General features: G+C 70.0%; 1 protein-coding gene. It reads right to left on the reverse strand.

The features are described 5' to 3' along the window. On the reverse strand, positions 1-477 hold a 477-nt coding region (locus ACW5W4_RS18885), incomplete at both ends, for a hypothetical protein (protein WP_456690413.1).

Consider the following 477-nt stretch of genomic DNA (forward strand, 5'->3'; position numbering starts at 1 on the left):
CGGTCACGGTCAGCGCCTCGCCGTCGGCCGGACGGTCAAACTCGTAGCCCACCTTGCCAGCAAGGATATCGGCCTCGCTCAGTACCCGGTCAGGCTGGCCGCTCACCTTGAGGGTGTCACCAGCCTGGGCCTCGCCCGGCAGGGTCACTGCCACGTTCACGGGGCCGCTGATCTCGGTGCGGTCGATGGTGCCGTCGTTGTCGGCATCTTCGGTGATGACCACGGTCGGCGCCGCGGTGGCGGTGGTGTCGCCCATGGTGGCGCTGTCGCGGCCCGGTTGGGATGCGTTGCCTGCCGCATCCACCAGGGTGGCGGTCACGGTCAGCGCCTCACCATCGGCCGGACGGTCAAACTCGTAGCCCACCTTGCCGGCGCTGATGTCGGCCTCGCTCAACAGGCGGTCGGCCTGGCCGCTCACCTTGAGGGTGTCACCGGCCTGGGCCTCGCCCGGCAGGGTCACTGCCACGTTCACGGGGC

Source organism: Aeromonas crassostreae, from assembly GCF_054052445.1.